We start from the raw sequence: 21,156 nt of genomic DNA on the forward strand, positions 1-21,156 counted from the left end.
AGGCAAGTGCCCAGCGAGGCCGCCGGAAGCTTTCTAATGAAATATCGGATACTCAGACGCTCTTTCTTGATTGGATAATCATACAGGGGTTTGCCGGATCGCGGCTAAACATACAAGCTTCAAGGGTTAATATAAAATGACTCCTCCAGTAATCAAAGCAATGTCCGACATTGCGGTCAGACTCACGGTTTCGCCCGCGCCGCACTGGCGCAGCAAGCGCACTGTGGAGAAGATGATGCAGAATCATCTTCTGGCTCTGGTTCCCGCACTGATCATGGCTTTCAATATGTTCGGCCTGCCTGCGCTTGCTACCGTGGGTATCGCCGGTTCCGCTGCTGTCATTGCCGAGGCCTTATGCCTCAGGCTTCAGGAGCGTGACGTCAATGTGGACAATATGACCGCGCTGTACGAGGGTATTCTTTTCGCCTTCCTGCTGCCTGCCGGGGCTCCCTGGTGGATGGTGGCCTGCGGCGGTGCGCTGACCATCGTGCTCGGACGTACCGTGTTCGGAGGTTACGGCGTGAATCCCATCTGTGCTCCTCTGGTTGCCTGGGCTTTCTGTCGTCTTTCCTGGCCCCTGGACATGGATATAGACTACAATCTGGCCCACTTCATGATCAACGCGCCTCTGGACCAGCTCAAACACTTCGGCCTTGCGTCGCTTGACCAGTTCAACAATACCGATCTCTTCCTCGGACGCCAGCTCGGCGGACTGGGTGCTTCCCAGATAGCCGGTGTGCTGATCGGCGGAATCTTCCTCGTGGCTACCGGTTGGGTCCGCATATTCATTCCCGCTGCGTTCCTCATAGGCGTGGCTGCTGCTGCGACCCTCTTCTGGATGATCGACCCGGAAATGTACGCTCATCCGCTTTTCCACCTGCTGACCGGTTCCGTTGTTTTCGGTGCCTTCTTCCTTGCACCGGATGTGTCATCCAGCCCGGTGGGCATGATCCCGCAGATCCTTTTCGGACTTATCGCCGGGGTAATGGTCATTATCATCCGTGTCTACGGTGTTTATCCCGACGGTGTGCCCTTTGCCATCATGGTGGCAAACCTGCTGACCCCTCTTCTGGACCGGGTTCGCCCCAAACCTTTCGGAGTGAGATAAGCCATGCGTGAAATACTTCATATGATCGTGGTCCTGTCCATTATCTGCGCCACCTCCGGTGCGGTGCTGGTAAACCTGAAACAGGCCACCAAAAGTCAGATAGAACAGCAGGTCCTGACCTATGTGCAGGGCCCGGCACTCCTCTCCGTGCTCGCGAACCGTGACAACGATCCCATCAAGGAACGTGTGACCATCAAGAACGTCACTGTATTTCCGGCCATGAAGGACGGCAAGCTTGTCGGAGTGGCACTGGAAGCATTTGCTCCCGGTTATTCAGGTGACATCGGCGTAATGGTCGGATTCGATGTGAACAAGGACGAGCTCCTCGGAATCGGCATCACCACCCAGACCGAAACACCAGGTCTTGGAACACGCGTGACCGAACCTTCGTTCACCCGTAAATTTGCCGGTCACGGCCTTGAATCCATGCAGCTCTCCTCCAAAGGCGGGGACATTGATTCCATCGCCGGTGCTACCTACTCCTCCGTGGGTACGGTTGATGCCGTGCGCAAGGCCATTGAAACATACCAGTCCATCAAGCCCGAGATCAATCTGGTCTGGAAGAAGTCCTAAGGAGTAACCATGAGCCGTTTAGTAAAAGAATTTGCAAAAGGACTCTGGGCTGAACTTCCTCCGTTCAGGGTTCTGCTGGGCCTGTGCCCCACACTGGCTGTCACCTCCACTGCGGAGAACGGTCTGGGCATGGGGGTTGCGGTACTGTTTGTTCTGACCATGTCCAACATGATCATTTCCTGTCTCAGGAAGGTCATTCCTGCGAAAGTTCGTATCGCCTGCTTCATTGTTATTGCCGCCTCCCTTGTTGTTGCGGTTGAACTGCTCATGCAGGCTTATACCTATCCGCTGTACCAGAAGCTGGGCATCTTTGTTCCGCTGATCGTTGTTAACTGCCTTATTCTGGGCCGCGCGGAAGCCTTTGCTTCCAAGAACGGAGTCCTGCCCTCCATTGCAGACGCACTGGGCATGGGACTGGGTTTTACCCTTTCCCTGACTTTCCTCGGTGCTGTCCGCGAGATTCTGGGTAACGGTACCGTGTTCGGCATGGAAGTCATGTGGCGCTCTTTTGAACCTGTGGCCTTCATGGTCAAGGCTCCCGGCGCATTTGTCGCCCTCGGAGTGATTCTGGCCGGAATGAACGCCTTCAACAGGTATCAGAGCCGCAAGAAGGGTGAGACTCCGCCGGATGTAATGAATTCCACCTGCGCGTCCTGCGGTGCCTGCGGCGGAATCCAAAACCTCAAGGACAAGTAGGGGAGGACTTAAGAAATGGATTACTTCCTGCTATTTATCTCTGCCATTTTCATCAACAACATCGTACTGGTGCAGTACCTCGGGGCCTGTCCCTTCATGGGTACTTCCAAGTCCACCGATGTTGCCCTCGGAATGGGCGGAGCAGTCATATTCGTTATCATGATGGCCACTGCCATAACCTGGCCCCTGCATCAGTATGTGCTCATTCCTTTCGGGATCGAATACCTGCAGACCATTGTGTTCATTCTGGTCATTGCCTCGCTGGTACAGTTCGTTGAGATGTTCCTTAAAAAGGTTCTCCCGCCCCTGTACAAATCTCTGGGCCTCTTCCTGCCCCTGATCACCACCAACTGTGCGGTGCTCGGTGTGGCTATCATGGTTCAGCGTAACGAGTACTCATTCATGAAGTCCATCATGTACGGCGTTGCTTCCGGCATAGGCTTCCTGATTGCGCTGGTCATTATTTCATCAATCCGTGAAAGACTGGATATTGCCCCGGTTCCGCAGGTCTTCAGAGGCGTTCCCATCGCGCTGATCACTGCCGGTATCATGTCTCTGGTGTTCTTTGCCTTTCAGGGCATGGCCGCTTAACCGGACAGTCAAGGAGAGATATTAAAATGGTTACTTCTTCTATTCTGGTACTGTTCATTCTGGGTCTTACCGCTGCCGGTATTCTCGCTGCCGCATCCAAGGTGCTGCATGTTGAGGAGGATCCCCGCATTGCCGCTGTGGAAGGCTGCTTCCCCGGCGCTAACTGCGGCGGTTGCGGCTATCCCGGTTGTTCTGCTGCAGCCGGTGCAATTGTAAAAGGTGACGCCGCTCCTGAAATATGCGTGGCAGGCGGACCCGAGATTGCCGAGAACATCGCCGCAATCATGGGTGTTGAAGCCTCCTTCAAGGAGCCCAAGATTGCCAGCAACATCTGCACCGGGGGTTCCCGTGCAAATTTGCTCTTTGACTACGAGGGCGTGGAAGACTGCCGCGCCGAAGCACTGCTCTACGGCGGGGAAAAGACCTGCGGACTGGGCTGCATCGGTATGGGCTCCTGCGTCAAGGTCTGCGGCTTTGATGCCATCCGCCTCAATGATGACGGCGTTCCCGTAGTCGACATGAATGCCTGCCGTTCCTGCGGCAAGTGCGCTGATGTCTGCCCCACCGGGGCCATCCGCATCAGCGGCATGACCATGGACCTGCTGCACCTGAACAAGATCGACGACTGCCTCGCACCCTGCATGCAGAAGTGCCCGGCCCAGATCGATGTTCGTACCTATATCAACCAGATGAAGCGCGGAGACCTGCGCGGCGCACTGCTGACCATGAAGGAACGCAACCCGCTGCCGCTCGCAGTAGGCCGCCTCTGCCCCGCGCCCTGCGAAACCATCTGCCGCCGCAACATTGCGGACGACGGTGTGGCAATCCACACCCTGCACCGTTTCGTTGCCGACTGGGAAATGAACTCCGGTTCCAGAATCAAACTGGACTGCAACCCCGCTACCGGCCACAAGGTGGCGATCATCGGTGCCGGACCTGCCGGTCTTTCCTGCGCCTACTTCCTGCGCCGCATCGGTCATGAGCCGGTAATCTTCGAGAAGCGCGATGAAATCGGCGGTATGATGAAAGGGATTATTCCCGAATACCGTCTGCCTTCCAAGGTCGTGAACTGGGAGATCCAGTCCATCCTCGACCTCGGCGTGGAGGTTCGCACCGGTGTTGAATTCGGTCGCGACATCACCATCAAGTCCCTTGAGGACGAAGGTTACGAAGCTGTCTTCATCGCTACCGGAGCCTGGAAAGTTCCCGCTCTCGGCGTGGAGAACGACAATGCTGAAAACGTCATTGACGCAGTGACCTTCCTTGAGCAGATAGGCCGCGACATCACCGATCTCAAAGGCAAAAAGCTCGTTGTTGTCGGTGAGACAAACACCGCCATGGACGTTGTACGCAGTGCCGCACGTCTGGGTTGTGACGTCACTTCCCTGATCGGCTGCATTCAGCGCAAGATGTCTGCCAACAAGGACGAAGTTAAGCGTGCATCCGAACTCGGCGCCGAGCTGAAGTTCATGGCCAGCCCCACCCGTATTCTTGTGGAAGACGGCAAGGTCAGCGGCATTGAGTTCTGCGAAGTCGAATACGATGATCCCAAAAAGGCTACCGGAATTCCCAAGCCGGTTGAAGGCACCGAGCAGGTAGTCAATGCCGACTTTATCGTAGTTGCCACCGACCGCCTTATCGATACCGCCCCGTTCATGGATGAAGAAGGCAAGCCGCTTTTTGCCATGAACAAGAAGACCGGCGGCGTAAATGCCGATGACATTTCACTGCAGACCAGCGTTCCCAACGTATTTGTCGGCGGTGAAGCATATACCGGGCGCAACATCATCATTCAGGCCGTAGCTGACGGACGCCGCGCTGCACGCGGAATTCATCATTACGTGACCGAAGGTGCAGTCCCCGAGGCCAAGAACCCGCAGCTCCGTGTTATTCCTGAGTCCATTCTCAAGAACATGGAAGTTACCTACACCATTCCCAGAATCAAGGTGCCTGAAATCACCGTTGAGGAACGCCGTTCCACATTCAAGGAAGAAGTCACAGGTTCCATCATTTACGAAGCCGCCCGCAAGGAAGGCAGCCGCTGCCTGCGCTGCGGACTGACCTGTTACGATGCCGAAGCCGGAGCTGAATATGCTCAGGACTCCGACGTACAGAAGTTCAGTGAGCTTAAGGGCTGATAAAATGCAACCATTTACCCGACGTTCGTTCGTTAAAGCAATAAGTGCGATGGGATCCGGGGCGGCCTTTGCGGCCACCCCGGTATCCGCCACCATGCGTGTCGCCGATGCCTTACGTTTCGGTGACCGCCGCTTCAAGCTCTGTGAAACCCGTTTCCTCATGGGGACGAGTGTTTCCATCACAGCCATCCATGAGTCAAGGGATGCGGTGGTGGAGGGCATTGAGGCTGCTTTTGCAGAAATCGGACGTCTGGCTGATATATTCGATCGCCGCCAGCCGAATGCCCCGGTCTCAGTCCTGAACGAGACCGGGCGGCTGACGGATGCTCCTGCGGAACTGTGTGAACTGATGAAGAGGTCTCAGGCCTTCTACCGCCGTTCTGACGGGGCTTTCGATCCCACAGTGCTCCCGGTTGTGGAGATGATCAGGAGTAATGCCGGCAACAGCGGAATTGTTTCTCTGACCCGCAGTGACCTGGATGACGCTCTCGCACTGGTCGGTGCCGATAAGCTCAAGGTCGGCGACAGGGATGTCCAGTTCGACAGAAGCGGCATGTCCGTGACTTTCGACGGCATCGGCAAGGGATTCATCGTGGACCGCGCCTCGGATATCCTGCTGAAGAAGGGTATCGGCAACCACCTCATAAATGCCGGCGGGGACATTCGTGCCCGCGGCGAAAGGGCAGCCGATCAGCCCTGGATGGTGGCTATTGAAGAGCCGGGCAGTAAGGGGTGTTATACCGCGGTAATCCGGTTGAAGGACGCGGCAGTGGCAACTTCCGGTGGATATGAGGTCTATTTCGACGCTGAAAATTCCCGGCAGGCGGTCAATCCGCAGACGGCCTTAGCGCCGGTCAGCGGGGTCAGTGTATCGGTAACCGCTCCCACGGTAATGGAGGCGGACGCCCTTTCCACTTCGGCATTCGTCATGACTCCGGAAAGTGCGATGCGTTTCATAAACGGGCAGGCCGGCAGTGAATGTATGCTGGTTTCGACCGGCGGGCAGAAAATGCTGTCCCGGTGCTGGGAAACAATGGTGAGAGTGTAGGGGATAACTACGCAGCGTTCTTTGTCTTCGCTGCAGCATGATAAAATTTCAAAAATCAACCAGTCGCTGACCGTATGCGTGCGGGGAATAAAACCTCCTAACCCAGAATAACCCAAGCGCACCTGTTAAGCCGGGCTCAGTACACCCGTCCGGCTTAGGGCATCAACAGGAAATACGGTTCCGTGACAATCTGCATAAGGGAAAACCAACCTCACTCCCATGAAAGCTAAGCGGTTCGGAAGCTCACTCTTCCGGGCCGCTTACACTTTTATGGGCTTTCATCAGCTTTCCGGCCTCATGCGACGGCATGGGCCGCCCCAGATAAAAACCCTGCACAGTATCACAGCCGAGTTCCTTGAGATTTTCCAGCTGTCTGATGGTTTCCACCCCTTCAGCTACTGCCTTCATGCCCAGAACATGGGCCAGGTCAATTATCAATTCCACAAGCTTGATGTTTTCTGGACCGTCATCGATATCACGTATGAAACTCCGGTCAATTTTCAGGCTCTGGGTGGGGAATCTGCTCAGGTAGGCCAGTGAGGAATAACCGGTTCCGAAATCATCAATCGAGCAATGCACGCCCAGTTCATTCAGTGCCTTGAGCCTTGAGGCCGCAAATGCAGGGTCTACAACAAAGGCCGACTCGGTCAGTTCCAGGCAGAGGGTTTCCGGTGGAATTCCGTATTTGCTGATGGCATCGGTGACGTTCTTGATCAGCGAGGGCTCGGTAATGTGCTTTGCGCTGAGGTTAACCGAAATGTGCAGGTCTCTGCATCCACCTGATTTTTTGAGACATTCCGACCATATGGCGCAGGCTTTGTTCAGGACATGGAGGTCAAGGCTTACTATCAGGCCGGTTTCTTCGGCCATGGGTATGAACTCTGCCGGGCTGATAATTCCGCGTTCGGGGTGGACCCAGCGGACAAGGGCTTCAAATCCGGAAAGGGTTGTCTGTCCCTGAATGTCGAACTGCGGCTGGAAGACAAGCTCAAACTGCCCAAGCAGCAAGGCTGCCTTGAAGTCGCTTTCAAATTTAAGCGCATCATAGGCCGAGCTCGACATTGATTTTGTGTAGACGGAAAACTTGTTCTTGCCGCGCTGTTTTGACCTGCGCATGGCAACATTGGCCCTGTTGATTGCCTCACGCGGGCTGACATCGTGTGTGGCCAGATACAGGCCGTAGCTTGCATCAAGGGTGAACTGGGTTCCGTCTATTTCATAGTAGCTGCTCAGGGAACTGCGTATTTTTTTAAGCATCCTCACACTTTCAACAGGGGATAGATTCCTGAGCAGGATTACGAAATCATCGCCGCCCAGTCTGCTGACTGCTCCGGACAGTTCAACAGTTTTCAGCAGCCTGTGGGAGGTCTGAATCAGTATCCGGTCGCCGATGTTATGTCCGAAACTGTCATTTACCCGCTTGAAATTCAGCAGATCGATGAAGATGACGCTGTACTGGAAGTCGGGGTTCTTTTTGCGTGATTCAAGAGCCACCCGGATCTCTTCCGTGATCATGCGACGGTTGGGCAGCTTGGTCATGAAGTCCTGATAGGCCTGCTTCTTGAGCGACTCCCGTGATCTCAGAAGCTTTTCAAACATGCGGTTGGTCAGGTAGGCTGTGGCGAGAACAAACAGGGCCCCGAGGAGGAGGATGGGGCTGAAAACTGAGTTGAAGTCTATTTCATAGTGAAGTGCGGTTCCAAGCAGTACAACCGAATATCCGGCAAGGAATGATGTAATCAGTCCGAGCAGAATGAGAAAACTCCTTCTGGTCTGTCGGAAAAGAGAAATTTCATTTTTGCGCAGCTTGAAGAACTGGCGAAGATATACGCTTACTCCCCCGATCAGAACTATCAGGCCAAGAAGGATACAGCCGAAAAAGACGGAGTCATGTGGATCTTTAAGGAAGTGCATAAGTATGTTTTAAAGATAGGATAATTCCGTGTCAATTATTCAGGGGCAGGTGGGGCTATCCTTAATTTCTTCTATTAGGGGTGTCAGGGAAAAGGTGTCAGCCTGCAGTCACTTTGTTGCGACCATTTTCCTTGGATTTACACAATACCGGATCGCATCTGGAAAAGTGAGCTGTTATAGCGTCTCCCGGACGGGATGTATAAAGATGAAGGCCGCCTTATTCCGGGCGGCCCTTTTTGTTGCAGGAATCAGTTCATCTGATCATTTCAGTTTCTGCAGCTCCCTGATGATAATTCCCAGATCAGGGCGCTTGTTGATATCATGTACGTCTATGTAGCGGATGATTCCCTTTTTATCGATTATGATGATGGCCCGTTCGGATGTTCCTTCCGGTCTGAGGATTCCATATTTCTGGGCTGTCCTGCCATGCGGCCAGAAGTCTGACAGCACAGGAAACCAGACTCCGCCGTCACCCATTTGCTTCGTCCAGGCATAGAGAGAAGGTATGTTGTCGGTTGTTATTCCCAGCAGTATGGCGTCGTGTTTTTCAAACAGGTCGCGGGCTATATTGTAACCCGGCCACTGGTCGGAACAAATCGGGGTGAATGCGGCAGGCACAAAGGACAAAACGACATTCTTTGTTCCCTTGAACCATGACAGCTGGACCTTTGATCCGCTTATGGCCGGAAGTTTGAAGTCCGGTGCTTCTTCTCCAACTGCCACTTTTAGCGTACTGTCGACCGGTTTGAGCTCGCCGATACTGTAAATCTGGTCCTTGGAAACATCTGCCTGCGCCACGGCTGTAATGTTTAGAACCGCAAACAGGATTGTTATAACTAATATGTATTTTGTCATTTATCTCTTCTCCATTATCAATGCTATTCGAATAGTGTGCCGCAAGATGCTCTGAGAATCATTTGGTTGACGGTTGAATTCAATTTGGCACCTCTACCTGATACCGCATTGTTTCTCATTTTGATATTGAAATATGGTCGGTAATATTGATTTTTGATCTCGATACATTGTAAGCCTCATGTTAATGAAGAGTGTAGATGGGCGATATTATGCATGGATAATCAGCAGAAAGGATACAACGGGATAAACTTGATGAGAATAATTACTGTCTTTCTGGCGGCCCTGCTGCTGTCTGGTATTGCCAGTATCTGCTCCGCAGATTGGAAGTTTAATCCCGTTCTGGTCTATCAGGGCAGTATTGAGTCTAATTCATTCAATATTTCCATACATAAGGGTGTTGAACGGTTTGAACAGAAAACAGGTTACAAGTGCACTGAAGTTGTAACTTCGTACGATATTGGAGAGTATGTCGAGTGCATCGGCAATTATACCGAGCAGGGGTACTCTCCGGTTTTCATGCTTTACGGGAATCATTTTCCCGGTCTTGTTGATTTTGTCCGCCGTTATCCGACAACGCGTTTCATTGTTCTGGATACCGTGCGGGATGAACCGAATATGTTTTCCTTTGTCCTTGCAGAGCATGAGGGATCTTTTCTTGCGGGTGTCCTTGCGGCAAAAGCGACAAAGAGCAATATTCTCGGCTTCATATCAGTGGTGGACACTCCTTTTCAGCGCCGTTTTCTTTGCGGCTACAGGCAGGGTGCAAAATATGTCAATCCTGACATAGAGATTCTGGAGGGTTTCACCGGTGATTATCCGGGGTCCTGGTTTGACGGCAACGCAACGGCCGCGCTGGCCAACCGCATGATGGACAACGGTGCTGACGTGATATTTCAGGCCGCCGGAGGGGCAGGCCCGGCTGTGCTCAAGGCTGCTGCAGCCCGCGGCAGGCTGGGAATCGGGGTGGATATAAACCAGAATGGACTATACCCCGGAAGCGTGCTCACCTCCATGGTCAAGCGTACGGATCAGGCTGTTTTCGCGGCTCTGATGCTGGCCAGGCGCGGCATCTGGCGTGATAATTACAAGCGACTCGGCCTTGCTCAGGGGGCCGTGGGGCTGGTCTTTGATGAAAACAACAGCGGGTTGGTCACGCCTGAGATGCGAAGCTATCTGCAGAATGTGAGGAACGACATTGTGTTCGGACGCATCAGCGTTCACGACTATACCGAAGATGAGGTCTGCCCCTGATTATGCAGCAAAGAGATAAATCAAGATTTCACAGCGTTGCCCTCTTTGTTCTCGTTGTCCTGATTGCAGGCGGACTGATAACGATGACCGCCGGGATGATTTATTCCATGAGTGCGGAGAGGGTGAAGCTTATGCATGAGCTGGACGAGTTTCAGGCTCAGACTGTTCAGACTCTTGCGGGTAGCACCAAAGATGCAATGCTATCGTTCTCACCGGAAGAAGTGCGCAATATTGTGAGCGTTTTGCTTCAGGATGATCGTGTTGTCAGCATCAACATTTTTTCTGAAATATATGACATTCACTTGCTGCAGGCTTCAAAACAGACCAGCCTGAAACAGTTTGATACCATGCTGATGAGCGAACTCGTCGTGAACAAGGATGAGGTGCTTGGATACGTGCAGGTGGAGGTTGATAAGGGGTGGGTGCTTTCCAGAATCAGGAAGGAACGCAACAATATAATTCTTCTGTTTGCCGCCATGTTTGTAGGTGGGCTTCTGCTGGTTATTCCGGTGATATACTGGAGAATTTTATGGCCGCTGAACAGGCTGATTGATCAGGCTGACGGTCTTTCTCAAGGTGATTTTGATACGGGTTTTGAATGGAAGGGCAGGGATGAACTTTCAATGCTCGGAAGGACGCTTGACGACATGCGCAGCAAGGTCAAGAGCAGTATCAATTCCATGAAGGAAATGGCTGTTACCGACGAACTGACCGGGCTGCCCAACCGCAGGGGTTTTAATGCTGAAATCGGCAGGCTGCTGCAACTGAGCGTCCGCTACGGTCATCCTCTGGCTCTGGCTGTGCTTGATCTGGATTATTTCAAGCAGATAAACGACCGTTTCGGGCACGGTGTCGGGGACGAGGTTTTGCGAGGGTTTGCTCGGAAGGTAGGGCTCAGAATCCGCAAGACAGATCTGTTCGCCCGTGTAGGTGGCGAGGAGTTTGTCCTTGTCATGCCTGAAACTTCCATTGAAGCCGCCGGGCTGCTTCTAAATGACCTGCGCCGTGTTATTTCCTCCCAGCCGTTCGACCATGGCGAGAACCTTTCCGTAAGCGCCGGCGTAACCTGCTTCAACGGTCTCGAAAGTGTTGATGCCCTGCTGGAAAGGGCAGATCAGGCTCTCTACGAGGCAAAAAGAACAGGGCGGGACCGGGTTGTGGTCCACCGTTGCCCTGATCCTGCCTGATTTTCTTTGAAACTGACCTGCTCAGTTAAGTCCTGCCGCTGATTTTAGCTTTTCGAGAAATGCGGGAAGATCTTTCATGCGTCCTTCGTTTGAGAAGACCGTTACCGGATTTGAACTGCCAAGTTTGACCAGATAGAAGTGCGGAGTTCCGGTACTTCCTGTGGCTGCGTGAATCTCCAGTTCCGGGTCAATGAAAAGCGGGAACTCCACCGAGTATTTATCCCTGAAGAAATCTGTTTCAAACTCAGAATTTCCCGCTGCGATGCCGATCATCTTCACTTTTCCGAATTTCCCCGACTCAAGCATTTTCTCATAGAGTTCGTTTGCTTCCGGAGCTTCTTTCTGACAATGCGGGCAGTACATGCTGTAAATTTCTATCAGCACATAATCAGCATCAACGGCACTCAGTTTCCATGGGCCATCGCCGTGTATTCCCAGATAGGTCGACTGTTTTGCGCTTAGTTTGCCCTTCAGTTCAACATCCGGAAAGCTATCCCCCTGCTTAAGCTGGGCGGCTGAGGCAATGGATGCTGCGAGCATAATACCGATGAAAACGGATAATATTTTTTTCAACATGGTCTATTCCTTTTTTTGACTTTACTCTGAAATAAAGACTTAATCTCCACATCAGTCCAGTGCAAGCAGGTTGTTCCCATTTTGGCACCGCCACTGTTCCGCTCCGCGGAGGTGGAAATACTCCGTCATGCACTGTTCAGCATAAGCCTCTTAAGTGCTGGATCACTACGTTTAAGGTAATTGTTGAATGGGGTTTTTATAGATGTTATTGTTAAAACATTATTTGCAGTGTCAGCTGTAATTATCCGGTAAGAATTCGTTTCTTCTACTTATGGCAAATGCTGCGGCGCGCGTCTTTTCCTGTGTTTTCCTTTGCACTTACCCCAAAGGGAGAAATGGATTGGTATGAATTTCAGACTATTTCACGGTTCAATCAGAAAGAAGCTCGTAATACTCGTTCTTCTGGCGACTCTGCCTGCCTTTGCTCTGAAATTCTGTTCAGAGTGGGATGGTCGGAGCCGTGCGATAATTGCCGCAAAGCACGATATTTCTGTTTATCTTAACGGATTCAGCCAGATACAGCAGCGGGTTACTGATTCCACCAGAACCCTTTTGCAGACGATAGCCGCCATGCCTGAAGTAAGGGCCGGGAACATCGGCGAGTCCCGGACAGTCCTTGAAACCATGCTCAAGGCAAATCCAATATACACAAACGTTATTCTGGTTGACCGGAACGGCAACGGAATTGTTGCCGGAAAGGGCGGAGAAAAGATAAAAAAACTCAATTTTTCAGATCGAGTACAGTTTCAGAGTGCACTCAGTAAGCATGAGTTTTCCGCAGGTGAGTTTGTTGTGGGCAAGCATACGGAGGAATCCATTTTTCCTTTTGGCATGCCTGTTCTGGGAAAGGATGGGGAACCCATCGGGGTGATTCTTATTGGTGTGAGTCTGAACTACTACACCAGGCTTTTTGAGGAATCCAATTTTCCGGAAGGCTCCTTTATGGGGATCTGTGACTCAAACGGGGTGCGCATTTTCCGGCACCCGATTACCCCCGGCAGCAGCATCGGCACACCTATCAACCGGCGTGTGTTCGAGCTGGCCAGTTCCTCTGGCGGAAACATGGTCACTGAACTGACCGATCAGTCCGGTGTCCGCAGGATTATAGCTTCCACCCCGTTGAGGCTGACCCCGGATGGTAACCCATACATGTATATGTTCATGAGTCTGGCTTCCGATAAAGTCCTTGGTCAGGCCAATTCAATTCTCGTAAATGGCATTGTCTCCACAGCGGTTTCGTTGAGTCTGGCTCTCTTTGTCGCCTTGTTTGTCGGTGGAAGAAGAATCGCTTCCAGCCTTGAGAGACTGGCACTCATCGCCGGAAATTTTGGAAAGAGTGGTGAGATAGCTCCGAGCGGAATTGATTACTCCGACGGTGAAACCGGTGAACTTGCCCGAATCTGGGACAGGATGCTGGGTATGCTGCGCCGCAGAGAAGAGGAAAGAAACGAGGCTCTCAATCTTCTTTCTGAAAGCGAGGAGCAGCACAGGATTGTGCTGGAGCAGAATCCTGTCGGAATATGCCTGATCGATCCGCAGACTCTGGATATTATCTATGCCAATGATGCATGCCTGTCTTTTTTTGAGATTGATAAGGAAAAATTGCCTGAGGTCCAGCTCTGTGACCTCTACCCTGCACGAAACAGTGAAAGGCTTTATAGTGAGATAGACAGGCATATTCTTAACGGTGAAGGGGTCATACGGGAACTCTCCTGCAGGACCATGAAGGGCAGGCATGTCTTTGCCGACTTTCATTCCGCAGTGCTGACTATCAGGGGACGTACTCTTCTTGCCGGATTTTTTACCGATATTACCGAGAGAAAGCGGTTTGAGAACGAGCTCAGGGCGGCCAAGGAAGATGCTGAAAGGGCCAACTCCGCCAAAGATGACTTCCTGGCTAATATCAGTCATGAACTGCGTACTCCGCTGAACGGTATTATGGGAATGCTGCAATTGCTCAAATTTTCGGGGCTGAGCGGGGAAAACGCTTCGTACGTGGACATCGGTCTGAAATCGACCAACAGTCTGCGCCGGGTTATTGATGAGCTGCTTGATTTCACCAAGATTGAAGCAGGAATAGTCGATATTCACGAAGAAACATTCCAGCTTGATGATTTGCTGCTTCAATGTGTTGAGCTGCTCAAGGTTCAGGCGGATGAAAAGGGGCTTGAGCTCAAATGGAATATTTCTCCCGGAACAGGCAAAAAGTTTTCCGGAGATGAGGGGCGGATCAGGCAGATTCTACTCAACCTTTTAGGAAACTCCATCAAGTTTACCGATACCGGATCCATCCTGGTTGAATCATTTACCCTTCCGCATCCCAAAGCAGGTCGGGAACGGCTCTTCTTTTCCGTTTCGGACACCGGAATGGGAATCCCCGACAACAGGATAGATGACATATTTGAATCTTTTACACAGGTGGACAGCTCAAGAACCCGTAAATATCAGGGAACCGGACTCGGTCTTTCCATCGTGAAAAGGCTTGTTTCACTGATGAACGGAACCATGATTGTCGAGAGTGAGCTGGGGGGCGGGACCACGGTACAGTTCTGCGTTGTTGTCGGAAGTGAAGCTCCCCCTGAACAGGAAATTGAGGGCAAAGATACTGTCAGGAAGAGCAGGGCTCTTAAGATTTTACTGGTGGAAGATGAAAAGGTTAATATGTTCATGGCCAAGAAAGTTCTTGAAACTATGGGTCACGAGGTCACATGTGCTGAAAATGGCAGGGAATGTCTGGATATTGTAACCAGAGACAGTTATGACGCTGTATTGATGGATATTCAGATGCCGGTAATGAACGGTATGGACGCGGCACGGGCGATAAGGAATTCTTCAGGATTCGAGAGTGTTTCTTCAATTCCCATCATTGCGCTTTCCGCCCATGCTACTTGTTTTGACATGGAAGAAGCCAAAAAAGCCGGAATTAACGAATACATAACCAAGCCTTTTGAACGCAATTTTCTGCAGGCTGTACTAAACCGGGTTACTGACCAGTAGCCCTTGGACCGGAGTTGTTCATGCAATATTGGCTGGTACTGGGCCTTGCAATCTGCCTGGAGGTTGCGGGCACAATCTCCATGAAGTTCTCTCAAGGCTTTACCCGCCTTCTGCCCTCTATCCTGCTGTTTATTTTCTACGGGGCTTCTTTTACTGCCCTGACTGTAGCGCTTAAGAGAATTGATGTTGGCATTGCCTATGCAATCTGGGCGGGGTTGGGAACGGCTCTTATTTCTATTTTAGGGGTTTTCTTTTTCAAGGAACCGGTGTCAATACTAAAGGCAGTAAGTGTTCTTCTGATCATACTCGGAGTGATCGGATTGAATATGAGTGGTGTTCAGCATTGATATAGCGCGTTAAGTTCTTCTGTCCTCGCCTTTCTTTGGGTTTCCTTTCCGGAAATATGTCAATTCAGACTTTTAAGTTATATTTTGTGAGCCAATACTCATTCGACTTTACCTGTAGTCAATATTTGGATAATTAAAAGGTATTGTCTTGAATAGAAAGTGCTCCTTTTGTTCAATTTTAAAATTATGGAAAGTAGATAATGAATATCTCTGATCGCCTGAAGTATTCCGTTTTACTGCTGGGGCTTATTCCCCTGTTTATTTTGATTGTAATGTGGGGCCTTTGCCCTGAATTCCTGAATATGGGCACTATTACCACTGTGCTGATCTGTGGCACATTTATCAGCATGCTGATTTCAACATTCATTTATTTCAGCATCCGACGTGACCTTAGAACTCCTTTGAAGCAACTGCTTATCTATGCGATAAGCATCCGGAAAGGGAAGGTGAATCCGAAATGTGAAGGCGATTTCAAATATGAGCTTCTGGAGTTGAAAGAGGCGATCTGTTCTATGGTTCAAGGTCTTGAAGAGGCTGGAAGAAAGTCGCAGGAGCTGCATAATGAAGCGCAGCAGAAAGCCCGTGAAAGCGAGGAGGCCCTTCAGGTCAGCCGGGTCAAGGAAGAGGAATCCGCACAGCTGCTTTCTTCCATGCGTAAGGTTGCTGATAAGGCCCGGAAGTCATCCACACGTATTTTTGCCAACATCAATGAACTTACCGAACGGATCGAGTCGGTCAGTGAAGGCGTGCAGGTTCAGCGTGATCGTATGACTGAAACCGCTACTGCTATGGAAGAGATGAACTCCACCGTATTTGAGGTGGCCCGCAACGCCTCCCTTGCAGCCGGAAATGCCGAAGAATCAAAGGATAACGCAACTACCGGGGCAAAAGGCGTAAAGTCCGCAGTAGATGCCATACGTAAAGTAGAAAAAGAAGTGCTCTCCCTCAAGGAAACCATGAGCCAGCTTGGTGAACGGGCAGAGAATATCGGGCAGGTCATCAACGTGATCAATGATATCGCCGACCAGACCAACCTGCTGGCACTTAATGCTGCGATTGAAGCTGCCAGAGCAGGTGAAGCCGGCCGAGGTTTCGCAGTTGTTGCTGACGAGGTTCGCAAACTGGCTGAAAAAACCATGGTTGCCACCAAGGAAGTCGGCGATGCCATTACAGACATCCAGCAGCATGCACAGACCAACGTTGCCTCGGTTGACCGTGCCGCTGCGGACATTGTTGCGGGAACCGAGATTGCGGTAGAGTCCGGACGTCATATGGAGCAGATTGTCACCATTATCGAATCCACTTCCGTTCAGGTGGACTCCATTGCCACTGCGTCTGAAGAACAGTCGGCCACCAGTGAGGAAATAAACAATGCCGTTTCCGATGTAACACGCGTTGCCCAGGAAACAGCTGCCGGCATGGATGAGGCCCGCGAGGTTCTCATTGAGGTTTCCGGTCTGGTGCAGGAGCTTGATTCGCTTATCCATGGCATGTCCACCGGTGAGCTTGATTCTGCTTCGGGCAGTGATCTGGTCACCTGGAGCGATTCAGCATATTCCGTAGGCATCAAAGCCATTGACCTGCAGCACAAGAAATTGGTCGGCATGATCAACGGGCTGCATAAGGCTATGCGTGATCGGGCATCTGATTCGGCAATGCGCAAGCTGGTAGAAGAGCTGAAGAACTACACAGTTGAGCATTTCAGAACCGAGGAACAGCTCTTTGACCGCTATGGTTACAAGCACACTGCAGAACACAAGATACTGCATGAAAAGTTCGTGAAACAGGTGCAGGACTTCGATACCGCCCTGCGCAGCGGCAAGGCCAAGGTAACCATGGAAGTAATGCGGTTCCTTAAGGACTGGCTGATCAATCATATTCAGGGGGAAGACCGCAAGTATACAACTTTCCTGAACCGGAAAGGGGTTAAATAGACATTTTAAGTCTGACATGGATAAACAAAGACCGGAGGCGAAGGCTTTCCGGTCTTTGTCTGTTCTTCGGGCATTTTATTTGTTCATGTCCGCATTTCCGCCCACCTGCGGGCTTCTATTGGCTGGCGATTTCATGTAAACAGACAGGCGGACAAAGGAGAAGGATATGATTGAATCTGTTCTTACGCTGCTGACTGTTTGTTTTATGGCCCGCATGAGTCCGGGGCCTGATATGATGCTTCTGATCCATCACGCCGGCAGTCGCTCTGCAGGCGGATTTCCCGGCCTGTCAGGTTCGCGGGGCGCTTTCGGGTGTGTGCTGGGGGTCTGCCTCGGACTGACTTTTCATGTAAGCCTGTCTGTTCTAGGATTGGCCTTGCTGCTTAAGAGCAACCATGTGCTTTTCAATGTGTTGCGCTATGCCGGGGCGTTATACCTGCTTTACATCGGCTACCGCTGCTTTTCCGATACTGGCGCGGTTGACCTTGATTCCGGCAGGGACGGTCTGCCCGAGAGCACATCCTTTATGCAGGGCTTCCGGGACGGATTGTTCTGCAACCTTCTTAATCCCAAGGTTACACTCTTCATTCTAAGCGTATTCATGCAATTTGTCGGCCCTGACGCCGGGCTGCATGAAAAGATCATTTATGGCACGGTCATAGTCCTTGAAGCTCTGGTCGGCTGGGGAATCTTTGTGATCTTCCTGAATACGGCCTTTATGCAGCGTATCTACAGCAGGTATGCTGTTGTGCTCAACAGAGTGACCGGGGTAATTCTCTTTCTGCTGGGCGGGGCCATATTCGTTTCAGGTTGATGCCGGTTCATGGAAAATGCTCAGAGCAGACAGCTTGAAGAAGTGACCCGGTATATTTTTACAGTCTCGTCTGGAATGATTTCGTAGAGTTCGTCCTCAGGATATAAAACCGCCTTGTGCATGTTTTCGCCAGCATAATTTTTTATCTGCTCTTTCGACCTCCAGTAAGTGTGGAGGGTTATTTCTATCATTGTGTCGGTGTCTCTGGTCATGACTTCCGTTTCTCTGGTCATGACGCTGTATCCGCTGCAGCCATCTAAGGACTGAGTATCGTCCACGCCGGTTTTGTTGAGGTATTCAAGAAAGGCGTTCAGCTTATCTTCCGGACACAGGCATTTCCATTCACGAATCCACATGAAAACTCCATTGGTTGAGGTTGTCGTAAGTATCAGCTTACTAGATATGCCATAATTTAGCTAGGCTCTGATATCTCTTTGCATAACTATAAATGTCTATATTTCAACGCTCCGGGGCGAAATGCGCCGTATGTGAAAAAAGTGAAAATTCTTGACACAAGCGGAAATAGAACCGAAAAAGTTGACGAACGCAAACAAGGCAAATTCCCATCAGCCGCCATGAGCGGCAGTTCTGATAATCAACAACCGGCAGGGCAGAGGCCCTTTTATTGAGCCTTCCCGGCAGGAGTAAGGTATGAAATACTATTTTGAAATATGGAAAAAGTTCAATGACTTCCACAGTTCGTCAAGTCGCGGTGAATTCGTGCATTTCATGCTGATCCATATCGCGATCATCTGTGTACTGGCATTTCTGGGCTATTCGGTAGAGCATCCCTTTGCGCACAAGGTTATCAATACCGTCAGCGGGCTGTTTATAGTTGGATCCCTGTTGAGCTGTGCGGCAGTTATAGTGCGGCGCCTGAATGCCCTTGGCATGGACCGCAGGCTTGTATTTACCGCTCTAGTCCCGGTGGTTGGACTGCTTTACCTGTTTGTTGTCTGTCTCAGGAACGAAAACGCAAAAAAGTCTGACCGGTTTCTGAATATCGTGGCGCTGTTTCAGAGGCTTCCGGGAAGGCAGCGGGCTTAGCTCTTTTCGATACAGAATTAAAACAAAGGCTTGGGGAGATTTCTCCAGGCCTTTTTCATTCGCGTTGCCGCATGAAAGCTTTTGTTGGCAACGGTGGATGGAACCTGTTAGGATTAATGGAGTTATTTGATATTGACGCAATTATTCCAAACAGTTATCCACCAATTATGAAAAGAAATATCCTTTGCCTGCTGGCAGGGTTGACCCTTTATACGGGCATTATCCTGCTGATCTACTACTTTGAATCCTCATGCGAGAATTCAAATATCAAGACCGTATTTGATGCGTTCTGGTATTCGCTAGTCACGCTTACGACTGTGGGATACGGAGATTATTACCCCACATCCAAGGCCGGAAAGCTTATTTCCATGACCATGGTACTGGGCAGTATCGGAATACTCGGATATTTCATTGGTAAACTTACTGATCACATTCAGGTCCTGGCGGAGAGAAAAAAAATGGGTTTTGACGGAACGAATTTTACCAATCACGTAATTATTGCGGGCTGGAACGAATTTTCCGGGGATGTTGTCACTCAGCTGGTTCATGCCGGTAAAAAAGTCTGTATCGCAACGGACAACAAGGATCATATAGATTTCATCTATGAGACCTTCAGGCGCGATCAGGTTTTCGTCATTTATTCGGACATGAACTGCCGGGACTGCCTTGCAAAGGCCAATGCCGCAAAAGCGGTCTCACTCATGCCTAACCTCGGGGACGACACCAGAAATCTGGTTTTTGTTCTCAATGCCAAGAAATACTACCCGCATCTTTCCTGCGTGGTCACCATTGATAATTCCGAACTCAAGGAAACCTTCACCAGTGCCGGGGTAAGCTTCACCATCTGCCGCAACGACATTTCATCTAAGATAGTAGCAAGTTATATTTTCGAGCCCAGTGTCGCCCGTTTTAATGAAGATATCCTTTCTTCGGCGACCGGGAAGAATGATTACGATATTCAGCAGTACTACGTGCGCGAGGGCAGCAGGTTTTCCGGGGTCAGCTACGGGGATATTTTTGACGAGCTTCGCAACAGATTCAATGTGCTGCCTATAGGAGTCAGCAGGGCGGAGGGTGTTGAGCAGGTTCTCAACAAGCTCCCTTCGGCTACATTCGAGGTCCGTTCCGGTGATTATCTTATAGTGCTCACTTCCGGAGAGTCGGCGGTTGAACTCAACAAACTTTTCGGATGTTCCGAAGGTCTTTATTATGCGTAGTATTTTCAACTGTCATGACCTGAGAACAGCTATATGCCTTCAGACAAAAGTCCAGCCATAATTTATTTTTCTCCCATGGAAGGACTTGAAGTCCTTTCCTGCAACAATTCACGCCCCTTCGGCAACCATCTGCATGACGGGTACGTGCTCTGGCTCAATTCCGAGTCAGGCGAAAATTACCGGCTGAAAGGCAGCTCCGATATCCTTCAGCCCGGCTCAATAAGCATTATCGAGCCGGAAACGATTCATTCCAATACTCCGTTCCCGTCCGCACGCAGGCATCTGCGCAGTTTTTATCTTTCCACCGGTTTTGTGAACATGCTTGAAAATAAGATTGAGCCGGGACGAAACAGGGCTCCCTGTTTCCGCAACCGTACTGTAGAGGACCGCAGGCTGTGGCTGGAGCTTGCTTCCCTGCATGACCGCCTGCTCACGCAGACTGACAGACTGAGTGTTGAAACCGGACTCATTTTAATATTCGCCCGTCTGTATGATAAAAGTCTGGAGCATAGCCGCAGACAGGAAGTGGGAGAAGACCGCAGAATTGCCATGCTGGTCGACTATCTCCACGCCAATCTGGACCGCAATGTTTTCCTTGCCGAGCTTGCGGAACTGGCAGGGTGTACCGAATTTCACCTGATACGCATCTTCAGCAGATATCGGGGACTTCCTCCACATTCCTTTCTGGTGCAGCTTCGCCTTGAAAAGGCACGTTCCTCTCTGGCTGAAGGAAAGAGCATTGCAGAAACGGCACTGCTGTGCGGCTTTTCAGACCAGAGTCACCTGACCAGACTTTTCAAAGTCCGTTACGGACTGACTCCGCGCCAGTATCAGAAGCACCGGTGTGCAACCAGCTGACGAAT

The 21,156-nt window shown here is 50.9% G+C and carries 19 protein-coding genes; 15 read left to right on the top strand and 4 right to left on the bottom strand.

Features of this window, described 5'->3' with window-relative positions; genetic code table 11:
- Positions 1 to 136: 136 nt before the first annotated feature.
- The 6 genes from N7E73_RS13150 to N7E73_RS13175 are packed head-to-tail and all read left to right on the top strand — an operon-like array spanning position 137 to position 6,154.
- A complete protein-coding gene (locus N7E73_RS13150; protein WP_432735303.1) occupies positions 137 to 1,108 on the top strand; it encodes an RnfABCDGE type electron transport complex subunit D in 972 nt (323 codons plus the stop codon).
- Positions 1,109 to 1,111: 3 nt separating this feature from the next.
- Positions 1,112 to 1,681, top strand: a complete 570-nt coding sequence (gene rnfG / locus N7E73_RS13155; RefSeq protein ID WP_432735304.1) for an RnfABCDGE type electron transport complex subunit G — start codon at positions 1,112 to 1,114, stop codon at positions 1,679 to 1,681.
- A 9-nt stretch (positions 1,682 to 1,690) separates the two neighbouring features.
- Positions 1,691 to 2,377, top strand: a complete 687-nt coding sequence (gene rsxE, locus N7E73_RS13160) for an electron transport complex subunit RsxE (RefSeq protein ID WP_432735305.1) — start codon at positions 1,691 to 1,693, stop codon at positions 2,375 to 2,377.
- 15 nt (positions 2,378 to 2,392) lie between these two features.
- Positions 2,393 to 2,968 (top strand): electron transport complex protein RnfA, encoded by a 576-nt coding sequence (locus tag N7E73_RS13165; protein ID WP_432735306.1) that lies wholly within the window; start codon positions 2,393 to 2,395, stop codon positions 2,966 to 2,968.
- 26 nt (positions 2,969 to 2,994) lie between these two features.
- Positions 2,995 to 5,106, top strand: a complete 2,112-nt coding sequence (locus tag N7E73_RS13170; RefSeq protein WP_432735307.1) for an FAD-dependent oxidoreductase — start codon at positions 2,995 to 2,997, stop codon at positions 5,104 to 5,106.
- A gap of 4 nt (positions 5,107 to 5,110) precedes the next feature.
- Positions 5,111 to 6,154: an FAD:protein FMN transferase gene (locus N7E73_RS13175; protein WP_432735308.1), complete on the top strand. Its 1,044-nt coding sequence runs from the start codon at positions 5,111 to 5,113 to the stop codon at positions 6,152 to 6,154.
- Between the two features lie 243 nt (positions 6,155 to 6,397).
- Here N7E73_RS13175 and N7E73_RS13180 read toward each other — a convergent pair whose 3' ends face one another.
- Both N7E73_RS13180 and N7E73_RS13185 read right to left on the bottom strand, forming a co-directional pair.
- Positions 6,398 to 8,068, bottom strand: coding sequence for a putative bifunctional diguanylate cyclase/phosphodiesterase (locus N7E73_RS13180; protein WP_432735309.1), 1,671 nt, complete (start codon positions 8,066 to 8,068; stop codon positions 6,398 to 6,400).
- Between the two features lie 261 nt (positions 8,069 to 8,329).
- Positions 8,330 to 8,923 carry a redoxin domain-containing protein gene (locus N7E73_RS13185; protein ID WP_432735310.1) on the bottom strand — a complete coding sequence of 198 codons (594 nt, stop codon included), beginning with the start codon at positions 8,921 to 8,923 and terminating at the stop codon, positions 8,330 to 8,332.
- Positions 8,924 to 9,175: 252 nt separating this feature from the next.
- On the opposite strand from N7E73_RS13185, the gene N7E73_RS13190 reads away from it, so the two are divergent.
- Together N7E73_RS13190 and N7E73_RS13195 are read left to right on the top strand one after the other, a co-directional pair.
- Entirely contained in the window at positions 9,176 to 10,174 is a 999-nt protein-coding gene (locus tag N7E73_RS13190; RefSeq protein WP_432735311.1) for a BMP family ABC transporter substrate-binding protein, read from the top strand.
- A gap of 2 nt (positions 10,175 to 10,176) precedes the next feature.
- Complete coding sequence (locus N7E73_RS13195; protein ID WP_432735312.1) at positions 10,177 to 11,361, top strand: diguanylate cyclase; 1,185 nt, start codon at positions 10,177 to 10,179, stop codon at positions 11,359 to 11,361.
- Between the two features lie 21 nt (positions 11,362 to 11,382).
- Here N7E73_RS13195 and N7E73_RS13200 read toward each other — a convergent pair whose 3' ends face one another.
- Positions 11,383 to 11,937, bottom strand: a complete 555-nt coding sequence (locus N7E73_RS13200; protein ID WP_432735313.1) for a peroxiredoxin family protein — start codon at positions 11,935 to 11,937, stop codon at positions 11,383 to 11,385.
- A gap of 345 nt (positions 11,938 to 12,282) precedes the next feature.
- Here N7E73_RS13200 and N7E73_RS13205 point away from each other — a divergent pair, with 345 nt between their 5' ends.
- From N7E73_RS13205 to N7E73_RS13220, 4 genes are all read left to right on the top strand, one after another.
- Positions 12,283 to 14,934 (top strand): ATP-binding protein, encoded by a 2,652-nt coding sequence (locus N7E73_RS13205; RefSeq protein WP_432735314.1) that lies wholly within the window; start codon positions 12,283 to 12,285, stop codon positions 14,932 to 14,934.
- 20 nt (positions 14,935 to 14,954) lie between these two features.
- On the top strand, positions 14,955 to 15,281 hold the full coding sequence (locus tag N7E73_RS13210; RefSeq protein ID WP_432735315.1) for a DMT family transporter: 327 nt from the start codon (positions 14,955 to 14,957) through the stop codon (positions 15,279 to 15,281).
- A gap of 200 nt (positions 15,282 to 15,481) precedes the next feature.
- Positions 15,482 to 17,215: a bacteriohemerythrin gene (locus N7E73_RS13215; RefSeq protein WP_432735316.1), complete on the top strand. Its 1,734-nt coding sequence runs from the start codon at positions 15,482 to 15,484 to the stop codon at positions 17,213 to 17,215.
- 166 nt (positions 17,216 to 17,381) lie between these two features.
- Positions 17,382 to 18,029: a LysE family translocator gene (locus tag N7E73_RS13220; protein ID WP_432735317.1), complete on the top strand. Its 648-nt coding sequence runs from the start codon at positions 17,382 to 17,384 to the stop codon at positions 18,027 to 18,029.
- A 20-nt stretch (positions 18,030 to 18,049) separates the two neighbouring features.
- Here N7E73_RS13220 and N7E73_RS13225 read toward each other — a convergent pair whose 3' ends face one another.
- Positions 18,050 to 18,385, bottom strand: coding sequence for an antibiotic biosynthesis monooxygenase (locus N7E73_RS13225; RefSeq protein ID WP_432735319.1), 336 nt, complete (start codon positions 18,383 to 18,385; stop codon positions 18,050 to 18,052).
- A 295-nt stretch (positions 18,386 to 18,680) separates the two neighbouring features.
- On the opposite strand from N7E73_RS13225, the gene N7E73_RS13230 reads away from it, so the two are divergent.
- The 3 genes from N7E73_RS13230 to N7E73_RS13240 all read left to right on the top strand — a co-directional run bounded on the left by N7E73_RS13230 (position 18,681) and on the right by N7E73_RS13240 (position 21,151).
- Positions 18,681 to 19,076: a DUF805 domain-containing protein gene (locus N7E73_RS13230; RefSeq protein ID WP_432735321.1), complete on the top strand. Its 396-nt coding sequence runs from the start codon at positions 18,681 to 18,683 to the stop codon at positions 19,074 to 19,076.
- A gap of 167 nt (positions 19,077 to 19,243) precedes the next feature.
- Positions 19,244 to 20,293, top strand: coding sequence for a potassium channel family protein (locus tag N7E73_RS13235; protein WP_432735323.1), 1,050 nt, complete (start codon positions 19,244 to 19,246; stop codon positions 20,291 to 20,293).
- 33 nt (positions 20,294 to 20,326) lie between these two features.
- Complete coding sequence (locus N7E73_RS13240; RefSeq protein WP_432735326.1) at positions 20,327 to 21,151, top strand: helix-turn-helix domain-containing protein; 825 nt, start codon at positions 20,327 to 20,329, stop codon at positions 21,149 to 21,151.
- The last annotated feature ends 5 nt before the right edge of the window (positions 21,152 to 21,156 follow it).

Source organism: Maridesulfovibrio sp. FT414, assembly GCF_050916235.1.
In the GTDB taxonomy this organism is placed as follows: domain Bacteria; phylum Desulfobacterota; class Desulfovibrionia; order Desulfovibrionales; family Desulfovibrionaceae; genus Maridesulfovibrio.

Bases quoted from the DNA above. Each gene is read 5' to 3' on its own strand.
- N7E73_RS13150 (WP_432735303.1), top strand. From the start codon at position 137: ATGACTCCTCCAGTAATCAAAGCAATGTCCGACATTGCGGTCAGACTC.
- rnfG (WP_432735304.1), top strand. From the start codon at position 1,112: ATGCGTGAAATACTTCATATGATCGTGGTCCTGTCCATTATCTGCGCC.
- rsxE (WP_432735305.1), top strand. From the start codon at position 1,691: ATGAGCCGTTTAGTAAAAGAATTTGCAAAAGGACTCTGGGCTGAACTT.
- N7E73_RS13165 (WP_432735306.1), top strand. From the start codon at position 2,393: ATGGATTACTTCCTGCTATTTATCTCTGCCATTTTCATCAACAACATC.
- N7E73_RS13170 (WP_432735307.1), top strand. From the start codon at position 2,995: ATGGTTACTTCTTCTATTCTGGTACTGTTCATTCTGGGTCTTACCGCT.
- N7E73_RS13175 (WP_432735308.1), top strand. From the start codon at position 5,111: ATGCAACCATTTACCCGACGTTCGTTCGTTAAAGCAATAAGTGCGATG.
- N7E73_RS13180 (WP_432735309.1), bottom strand. From the start codon at position 8,068: ATGCACTTCCTTAAAGATCCACATGACTCCGTCTTTTTCGGCTGTATC.
- N7E73_RS13185 (WP_432735310.1), bottom strand. From the start codon at position 8,923: ATGACAAAATACATATTAGTTATAACAATCCTGTTTGCGGTTCTAAAC.
- N7E73_RS13190 (WP_432735311.1), top strand. From the start codon at position 9,176: ATGAGAATAATTACTGTCTTTCTGGCGGCCCTGCTGCTGTCTGGTATT.
- N7E73_RS13195 (WP_432735312.1), top strand. From the start codon at position 10,177: ATGCAGCAAAGAGATAAATCAAGATTTCACAGCGTTGCCCTCTTTGTT.
- N7E73_RS13200 (WP_432735313.1), bottom strand. From the start codon at position 11,937: ATGTTGAAAAAAATATTATCCGTTTTCATCGGTATTATGCTCGCAGCA.
- N7E73_RS13205 (WP_432735314.1), top strand. From the start codon at position 12,283: ATGAATTTCAGACTATTTCACGGTTCAATCAGAAAGAAGCTCGTAATA.
- N7E73_RS13210 (WP_432735315.1), top strand. From the start codon at position 14,955: ATGCAATATTGGCTGGTACTGGGCCTTGCAATCTGCCTGGAGGTTGCG.
- N7E73_RS13215 (WP_432735316.1), top strand. From the start codon at position 15,482: ATGAATATCTCTGATCGCCTGAAGTATTCCGTTTTACTGCTGGGGCTT.
- N7E73_RS13220 (WP_432735317.1), top strand. From the start codon at position 17,382: ATGATTGAATCTGTTCTTACGCTGCTGACTGTTTGTTTTATGGCCCGC.
- N7E73_RS13225 (WP_432735319.1), bottom strand. From the start codon at position 18,385: ATGTGGATTCGTGAATGGAAATGCCTGTGTCCGGAAGATAAGCTGAAC.
- N7E73_RS13230 (WP_432735321.1), top strand. From the start codon at position 18,681: ATGAAATACTATTTTGAAATATGGAAAAAGTTCAATGACTTCCACAGT.
- N7E73_RS13235 (WP_432735323.1), top strand. From the start codon at position 19,244: ATGAAAAGAAATATCCTTTGCCTGCTGGCAGGGTTGACCCTTTATACG.
- N7E73_RS13240 (WP_432735326.1), top strand. From the start codon at position 20,327: ATGCCTTCAGACAAAAGTCCAGCCATAATTTATTTTTCTCCCATGGAA.